General features: G+C 65.5%; 5 protein-coding genes. 2 read left to right on the top strand and 3 right to left on the bottom strand.

All coding sequences use genetic code 11. The features are described from left to right. Positions 1 to 319: 319 nt before the first annotated feature. From K7I12_RS10570 to K7I12_RS10560, 3 genes are all read right to left on the bottom strand, one after another. Entirely contained in the window at positions 320 to 988 is a 669-nt protein-coding gene (locus K7I12_RS10570; RefSeq protein ID WP_035575333.1) for a CDP-alcohol phosphatidyltransferase family protein, read from the bottom strand. Between the two features lie 196 nt (positions 989 to 1,184). Next, on the bottom strand, positions 1,185 to 2,378 hold the full coding sequence (locus tag K7I12_RS10565) for an MFS transporter (RefSeq protein ID WP_231664109.1): 1,194 nt from the start codon (positions 2,376 to 2,378) through the stop codon (positions 1,185 to 1,187). A 153-nt stretch (positions 2,379 to 2,531) separates the two neighbouring features. Beyond that, positions 2,532 to 4,988: a DUF1266 domain-containing protein gene (locus K7I12_RS10560; RefSeq protein WP_031384372.1), complete on the bottom strand. Its 2,457-nt coding sequence runs from the start codon at positions 4,986 to 4,988 to the stop codon at positions 2,532 to 2,534. Between the two features lie 187 nt (positions 4,989 to 5,175). Between K7I12_RS10560 and K7I12_RS10555 the strand changes: the two genes are divergently transcribed. Together K7I12_RS10555 and gabT are read left to right on the top strand one after the other, a co-directional pair. Then, the gene (locus K7I12_RS10555) at positions 5,176 to 6,624 is read left to right on the top strand and encodes an NAD-dependent succinate-semialdehyde dehydrogenase (protein ID WP_031384373.1); all 1,449 of its coding nucleotides are present in this window, start codon (positions 5,176 to 5,178) and stop codon (positions 6,622 to 6,624) included. A 208-nt stretch (positions 6,625 to 6,832) separates the two neighbouring features. After that, positions 6,833 to 8,131 carry a 4-aminobutyrate--2-oxoglutarate transaminase gene (gabT, locus tag K7I12_RS10550; protein WP_031384374.1) on the top strand — a complete coding sequence of 433 codons (1,299 nt, stop codon included), beginning with the start codon at positions 6,833 to 6,835 and terminating at the stop codon, positions 8,129 to 8,131. The last annotated feature ends 52 nt before the right edge of the window (positions 8,132 to 8,183 follow it).

Here is an 8,183-nt window from a genome sequence, read left to right as displayed (position 1 = left end):
GCAAGGATTGGGCTTTGATGAATTGGGCCATCTCACCCCATCATGACGCCTCGTATCCGCTTCCTGTTCAGCTGGGCGCCCCCGTCGAGCCCGCGTTTTGCCTCGGGCTTCCTTCAGATTCCCCTTCGCAGGAGACACCCTTGCCGTCGGCTAGCACTTCCCCTTGCCGGGCGTGCAGGGGACTTTCACCCCCAAGTCATCCCGAGGCACCACCCTCGGGAACAGCGCCAGTCAGGCACTGCGCGCCATGCCTGGCGCACCCAATGAAAGGGAGCAGCCAACGCTGCTCCTTTTTTGTGCGCGATGCCTGATGCCCCTGCTACGCCCCGCCACCTTCCTCGCGATGCGCGCCCGCCGCTGCGTGCCCCTCTCGCTCAAGCGCCGCCAGCGAACGATAGCCGCCCCATGACCGCGTAGCTGCCGTCAACAGGCAAGCCCCGGCAAAGACCAGCGCCAGCATTGGAAATGCCTGAGGCCATAGACAGAAGATCACGAAGGCCAGGATCGTCTCGGTACCCTCGGTGAGGCCGTCGAGATAGAAGAATGCCTTATGGGGAAAATTGGGCCGCTCGAGTCGATGCCGGGCGGCCATGATCGCAAAGGCCAGAAACGAGCTGCCGGTGCCGACGAAGGCAAATAGCAGTATCACCGCCGGCAGCGCATTGACGCTCGGCTCAGCCAGCGCGAAGCCGACCACCACGGCTGCGTAGAACAGGAAATCCAGCACGATATCGAGAAACCCCCCGGCATCGCTGCCCGCGCCAGCGTGACGGGCCAGCGCCCCGTCGAGACCGTCGGCCAGGCGATTGGCCAAGATCGCCACCAACGCCAGTCCATAAGCCTCGGCGGCCAATAGCGGCATGGCCAGCATGCCGATCGCGAAGCCCCCCAATGTGACCTGCACGGGGCGCACCCGCCAACGCGCCAGCAACACCGCCCCGCGCTTCAGCGGCGCCTGGGACCAGGGCATCGTCCAGCGATCCAGCATCGTGTTTCTCCTCGGGATTCGTGTTTCTCCTCGGGATTAAAGTTGTTACGCCGCAGCAGGCGTTGATTATCTCGACGCCCGGTCCAGCGTAGCGCTCGGCACCGTCGAGAACGGAAATTCGTGGGTCTTGAATGGAACGCGGTTCTCGACAACCACTCTGCATCCAAGGGCCGCTTTTGGCCACAACACCAGTCGGTCAGCCGGAAGCGGTGAGACGCCGCTCCCGTCGCCACAGCCAGGCAGCGGTACCCAGCGTCAGCCCCAGCACCAGCCAGGAAGCCACCACCACGCCGGGCCAGCCGGCGTCCTGCCAGAACGGCTCGAGATACAGCCCGCCGAGACTCGCGCCCAGGTAATAGAACACCAGGTAGAGGGCCGAAGCCGTACCGCGGGCGACCCGCGCCTGACGCCCGACCCAGCTCGAGGCCATCGAGTGGCACAGGAAGAAACCGAAGGCATTGACGGTCAGACCCAGCAGGATCAGTGGCAAGGCCGGGTTCAGGGTCACCAGGCTGCCCAGCAGGAAGATCACGATACCCAGCATCATGCAGACCGGCTGCGACCAGCGTTGGGCGGCCCGCCCCGACAGCGCCGAGCCCAGCGTCCCGCCCAGGTAAGTGACGAAGATCATGCCCAGCCACTGCGTCGCCAGCGAATAGGGGGCATCGCTCAAACGGAAGGTGATGTAGCTGTATTGATTGATGAAGATGAAGAAATTGAGCCCGCCGATCAGATAGGCGCCGAGCAGCAGCGGGTTGCGCAGATGCGCCGCCATGCCGCCCAGCGCCACGTCGAGGCGCAGCGAGACCGGCTTGAAATTGCGCGCCGGCGGCAGCAGTCGCCAGAATACGATCAGACATGCCAGGCTGACGATGCCCACGGTCACGAAGCTCGCCTGCCAGCCACCGTATTCACCGGCGAAGCCGCCCAGTACGCGGCCGCCGATCCCACCCAGGGTATTGGCGCTGATATACAGCCCCACCGCCAGCATCAAGGCGCGTCTGTCGAACTCGTCGCCCATCCAGGCGATCGCCACCGCCGGCAAGCCGCCGAGCACCAACCCTTGCACGGCCCGCAATACCAGCAGACTGGCGAAGTTGGGTACCAGCGGCAGCAGCAGCGAACACAGCGCCGACAACAGCAGCGTGATACGCATGATCGCGCCGCGTCCGATGGCGTCCGACAGCGGCCCGTAGATCAACAGCGAGATCGCCAGGGTCAGTGTCGACACGCCCATCACCATGGCGCTGGCCAGGGTCGAGACATCGAAGGCCTGGCGCAGATCGGGAAGCAACGGCTGTGCGGCGTACAGATTGACGAATACCGTGAACGAGCCCAGGCACAACGCCAGAGTGGCTCGCCACCAGGCGCGGGTATGCGCTTCGATCATGGCGTTCTCCTCAAGATGCCACCATGATCGCGCATCGCCGATCATCCGCCAAGCTCACCATCCGCCAAATAGCGCTTCGACATCATTACCTTATCTGCGTGGAGCGCCATTGTCGCCGGTGCTCCTCAAGCGCCATTGCCCCGCCCCCATGGGCTAGTGCAGCGCATGCGCGTCGCCGGGCAGCGTATCGACATGCAGCGGCGCCCAATGACGTGGACTCGCGCCTGGAAAGTCCAGGCTGGCCCAGCTTCCCGCCAACGGCGGCGCGCCACTTAGCCAGGCCGCCAACGCCTGGCCGAAGCCATCGAGCAACGTGGCACGTTCCTCGGTTTCGCCCATGAAGAAGGAAAAGCCGGCGTAGAGCCCCTGGGCATACCCGCGCCAGTTGCCGTAATGCTGCTGGGCCAGGCGCAGAGCGCCATCGAGCCGGGCGCTGAAGTCGCCGGCATTCAGCCAGCCCAGGCAACGCCCTGCCACCGCCAGATCCACGGCCTGGGCGATGTCCCAGGCGGCCATGTCGGTATCGTTGCAACCGGCGTCGTTGTCGCGCACCCGCCGCAACCGCAGCAGATGATTGCGCGCCTCCTCGTCGCAGTCGCCGGACTCGAGGATGGCGATCTCCTCCTCGAGCCGAGGTCGGTTGAGGGTATAGGGCGCATAGTTGATCTGGTACTCCTGACGATCACCCGCCTCGAGCAGGAAATTCAGGAAGTCGCCGAGCTCGCTGGCGCCATGCAATGCATACTGCTCCTCGAGCCACTGGGCGGTGGCCTCGCGCTCGGCGCGTCCCTCGGGTTGCGGTTCGGTCCAGACCCCGGGGTTGAGCGGACCCGCCAACGCCAGTGCGGTGAAGCGCGACAGCGTCGGCCGCGGGCCGGGCTCCTGCCACGCGACCTGCCGCCAGTCGAGCCAGTGAAAGAGACTGCCCGGGTCGTCGCGATGCCAGCGTATCTCGTGCACCAGGTCGTCGTCGGGCAGCTCCGGCAATGCCGCCTCCCAGGCCGCCCAGGCATCTAAAAGACGCCGCGAATCGGGATAGAAGCGACACAGCACGCCCCGCAGCGACTCGGTGAGCGCCTGCAAACCCGCCGTATCGAAGTCGCCGCTGTCACCGGCCATCAGCAGGTAGAAAGCATACTTCTCGGCCATGTGGATCGTTGCCGCATGGCGCACGCACCGCTTGAGCGCATCGCGCATCGCCACGGCGTCCTCGGGCGGACGCCCGAACGGCGTGGTCACCGCCGGCAGCGCGCCATGGGCGGCATCGGCGGCGAGCTGGTTAAGGTGATGCGCCTGAGCGGGGAGCCAGAAACGAGCCAACCCGGCCACCCCCTCGTCGGGCAGCAGGCCGAGGGTCTCGTGCAGATAGCGCCGCACGTCCTTGCGTCGCGGCTCGTCGATGACGGGCGTCACACCCTGACGGTAGAGTAGATCCGGCTCGCGCAGCGAAGCCAGGGCCAGCAACCAGTGGCGCGCATCGCGTCGCCAGCCGCGCAGAAACTGCCCGGCGGCTTGTCGCTGGGCGTCGTCGAACAGTCCCTGAAGCGGCACCTGCCAGGGGCTCAGCGGCGAATGCAGCAGCACATGCCAGTCGGCCGCGTGGCTGGCCAGCCTGTCGCGCCCTTCGAACAGGCTGTGGCCACGCTGGTAGGCCAGCGTCACGGCTGTCCAGTCGCTGTAGCGACGCATCAACAGATCGCCGGCATGCGCCGCGAACGACTCGGCTTCGTCGGCCTCCAGCCAACCCAGCGTGGCGCCGGCATAGGCCAGGTCGACCAGCCGCAGCCAATCCCAGGCCGCCCACTCGAGCGGCTCGCCGCGTTCGAGAAAGCCCCTCAGCACACGTCCGTAGCGACGCTGTTCGCCGAGTCCAGCAAGCCAGGCCTTGCGCGCCTCGGCATCCATCTCGACCAGCCGTTCGGCATCGATGTCCCAGGCATAGCGTTGACCCTGTGCGCCCAGCCACAACAGCACCCGGATCAACTCGTCACGATCGCCAATCTGCCAGCCGCGATCGAGCCAGGCCTCGACATCCGGCCAGTCGAGCTCTCTACTTGGTGGCGATTCAAGCAGCGGCGCGAAAGCCGCACGCAGCCGCCAGGCAGGATGCGTCTGCGCCCAGTGCGCGCCCCGCGGGCGGTGTTCCAGCGTGGCGGCCAACAGCTCCCAGGTGATCCCCTCGCCATCGCGTTCGAGTTGCGACAAGGCTTCGCCGCTCTGGGCGAAAATTTCATCGCCATGCACCCAGCCGCTCTCGAGACGCGTGCGCCGCAGCGCCGCCAGCCAGTCGTCGAGCGTGGCGTGATTGCGCTGGATCGCCCCGGCCAGCTCGGCCAGCCAGGCTTCCGCGCGATCCGCCGTCAGCCAGCCGGCTGACTGCGCCAGCGCGATGAGTTCGAGCGCGGTCAATCGCACCTGCGGATCGGCCCGTTCGGTGCCGCCCGGGAATGCCTCGAGCAAGCGCCAGCCCAGTTCGCCGCGCTCGGCAACGCCCAATTGCGCGAGCCGTTCGGCGGCCAGCGTCGGATCGAGCGACGCCGGTTCGGGATCGAACGCCCAGCCGCACAGCACCAATTGTTGAGCCCACCAGGCATGGAGTGGATCGGCCAAGGGACACCTCTATCGCTGACGAACGGAAACCGGGCGAGATAGTGTACCGGAAAAGCGTGCTTTACACCGATGCCCTGTGTACGCGCCCAGACCATGTCTGAAAATACTTGGCGAAGTGTTTTAAATATCGCACACTGCGTAAAACATGGTCCCCAAGCATTCGCCTGTCCATTTCTGGAGCTCCGTCATGGCATCAACCCTCCCCGACTTCCTGACCCCCAAGGCCTACATCGCCGGTCAGTGGCGCGATGCGGCCAGCCATTTCCCGGTCAGCAATCCCGCCAATGGCGAGGTTCTCGCCGAGATACCCGACCTGGACGCCGACGCCGCGCGCGAGGCGATCGCCGCCGCCGAGTCGGCCTGGCCGGCGTGGCGGCGGCTGCCAGCCAAGCAACGTGCCACCCTGCTGCGGACGTGGTTCGAACTGATCATCGCCCATCAGGAGCAATTGGCCCGGTTAATGACCTTCGAACAGGGCAAGCCACTCGTCGAATCACGCGGCGAGGTCGGCTACGGCGCCGCCTTCGTCGAATATTACGCCGAGGAGGCCAAGCGCATCGCCGGCGAGACGTTGCCCGGCCATGGCGCCGACAAGCGCATCCTGGTGTTTCGCGAACCGGTGGGCGTGGTCGCGGCGATCACGCCCTGGAACTTTCCGCTGGCGATGATCACCCGCAAGTGCGCGCCGGCGCTGGCCGCTGGTTGCCCGGTGGTCGTCAAGCCGGCCGAGGCGACACCGCTGACCGCGCTGGCGCTGGCCGGCCTGGCCGAGCGCGCCGGGCTGCCGGCCGGGGTGTTCAACGTGGTGACCGCGTCGCGTCCCGCGGCCATCGGCGAGGTACTGACCACCGACCCGCGGGTGCGCAAGGTCTCGTTCACCGGCTCGACGCCGGTCGGCAAACGGCTGTTGGCGCAATGCGCCGGGAGCGTCAAGAAGGTGTCCATGGAACTTGGCGGCAATGCGCCGTTCATCGTTTTCGACGATGCCGACCTGGATGCCGCGGTGGAAGGCGCCATTGCCTCCAAGTTCCGCAACTCAGGACAGACCTGCGTGTGCACGAATCGCTTGCTGGTACAGGCCAATGTGTACGACGCTTTCCTAGACAAGCTGGCCAAGCGCGTCGGTCAGCTAAGGGTCGGTAACGGTCTGGAGGACGACGTGGTTCAAGGACCGCTGATCAATGCCGCGGCGGTGAGCAAGGTCGAAGCGCACATCGGCGATGCGCTCGACAAGGGCGCACGGCTGATCTGCGGCGGCGCGCGCCATGCCCTGGGCGGCAGGTTCTTTCAGCCCACCGTGCTCGCCGATGTGACGGCCGAAATGCGGGTCGCGGGCGAGGAAACCTTCGGCCCGCTGGCGCCGGTCTTCCGCTTCGAACATGATGAGGAGGCCATCGCCATGGCCAACGCCACCGAGTTTGGCCTCGCCGCCTATTTCTATGCGCGTGACTACCGACGCATCTGGCACGTCATGGAACAGCTGGAATACGGCATGGTAGCCGTCAACGAGGGCCTGCTCTCGACCGAACTGGCGCCGTTCGGCGGCGTCAAGGAATCGGGCCTCGGGCGTGAGGGATCGCGTCACGGGCTCGAAGACTTTACCGAACTGAAGTACGTCTGCGTCGGTGGACTGTGATCAATAGCCCAAGGAACGCTGGATAAATAGGCGAGCGGGCTGGGCGCCCCCAAGTAAAGCGCAAGGCGTACGGAGCACAGGAACCGGAGCATATGGGTTATATGTGAGGATTCCGACGGTCCGACGCTTCGGCACCGCACAACGCAGCGATTTGCCCGCGCAGACATTTATGTAGTGTTCCCTAACGCCTTGCACAAGGAGGCCATGCATGAATAACGCTCAGCTCAACGAACTCAAGACACGTTATGTCGCCAACGGTGCCGCCAGTCCGGCGGAGCACTTCGCCGCTCGCGCCGAGAACGCCGAAGTCTGGGATGCCGACGGCAAGCGTTTCATCGACTTCGCCGGCGGCATCGGGGTGCTCAACATCGGCCATCGCCATCCCAAGGTGGTCGAGGCGGTCAAGGCCCAGCTCGACAAGGTGATGCATACCTGCCAGACCGTCATGCCCTATGAAGGCTACGTGAAGGTGGCCGAGAAGCTCAGCCAGATCACCCCGGTGCGTGGCCACGCCAAGGTCATGCTGGCCAATTCCGGCGCCGAAGCGCTGGAAAACGCCGTCAAGATCGCCCGTGCCGCGACCGGCCGCAACAACATCATCTGCTTCGACGGCGGTTATCACGGCCGGACCTTCATGACCATGGCCATGAACGGCAAGGTCGCGCCCTACCAGAGCGACTTCGGCAGCATGCCGGGCAACGTGTTCCGCGCCCCGTATCCGGTAGCGTATCACGGCGTCAGCGAGGACGAAGCGCTGCGCGGCCTGAAGATGGCGCTCAAGACCGACGCCAATCCCAGGGACACCGCGGCGGTGGTCATCGAGCCGGTGCTCGGCGAAGGCGGTTTCTACGCCGCACCGGCGAGCTTTCTGAAGAAGGTCCGCGAGATCTGCGACGAGCATGGCATGCTGATGATCGTCGACGAGGTGCAATCGGGCTTCGGGCGTACCGGCAAGCTGTTCGCCATCGAACACAGCGGCGTGGAGCCGGACATCATCACCATGGCCAAGAGCATGGCGGACGGCATGCCGATCTCGGCCGTCGTCGGCACCGACAAGCACATGGACGCGTCCGGCGGTAATTCGCTGGGCGGCACCTACACCGGCAGCCCGGTTTCCTGCGCGGCGACCCTGGCGGTGCTCGAGGTCTTCGAGCAGGAGAACATCCTCGCCAAGAGCCAGGCGCTGGGCGACAAGCTGGCCAAGCGCTTCGCCACCTGGCAGCAGCAGTTCGACTGTATCGACAATCCTCGCAACATGGGCGCCATGGCGGCCTTCGAGCTGGTTTCCGACAAGGCCAACCATACGCCGGATGCCGAGCTGACCGGGGCGCTGTGCAAGAAGGCCCGCGAGAAAGGGCTGATCCTGCTGTCCTGCGGCATGTACGGCAACACCATCCGCTTTCTGATGCCGGTTACCATCCAGGACGAGGTGCTCGAGGAAGGCCTGGGGATCCTCGAATCGGCACTCAGCGAGTTGGTCGGCAACAAAAGCGCCGCGACCGCCTGATAGTCGCGGCCGTGCTGGCCGGATATCAAGTCCCAAGAAAAGCGCCCCGCTT

The organism is Halomonas sp. IOP_31 (genome assembly GCF_021151495.1).
GTDB lineage: Bacteria > Pseudomonadota > Gammaproteobacteria > Pseudomonadales > Halomonadaceae > Modicisalibacter > Modicisalibacter zincidurans.
Note: the sequence above shows the minus strand (reverse complement) of the source record. Positions and strands in the feature narration are given on the sequence as shown.

Bases quoted from the DNA above. Each gene is read 5' to 3' on its own strand.
- K7I12_RS10570 (WP_035575333.1), bottom strand. From the start codon at position 988: ATGCTGGATCGCTGGACGATGCCCTGGTCCCAGGCGCCGCTGAAGCGC.
- K7I12_RS10565 (WP_231664109.1), bottom strand. From the start codon at position 2,378: ATGATCGAAGCGCATACCCGCGCCTGGTGGCGAGCCACTCTGGCGTTG.
- K7I12_RS10555 (WP_031384373.1), top strand. From the start codon at position 5,176: ATGGCATCAACCCTCCCCGACTTCCTGACCCCCAAGGCCTACATCGCC.
- gabT (WP_031384374.1), top strand. From the start codon at position 6,833: ATGAATAACGCTCAGCTCAACGAACTCAAGACACGTTATGTCGCCAAC.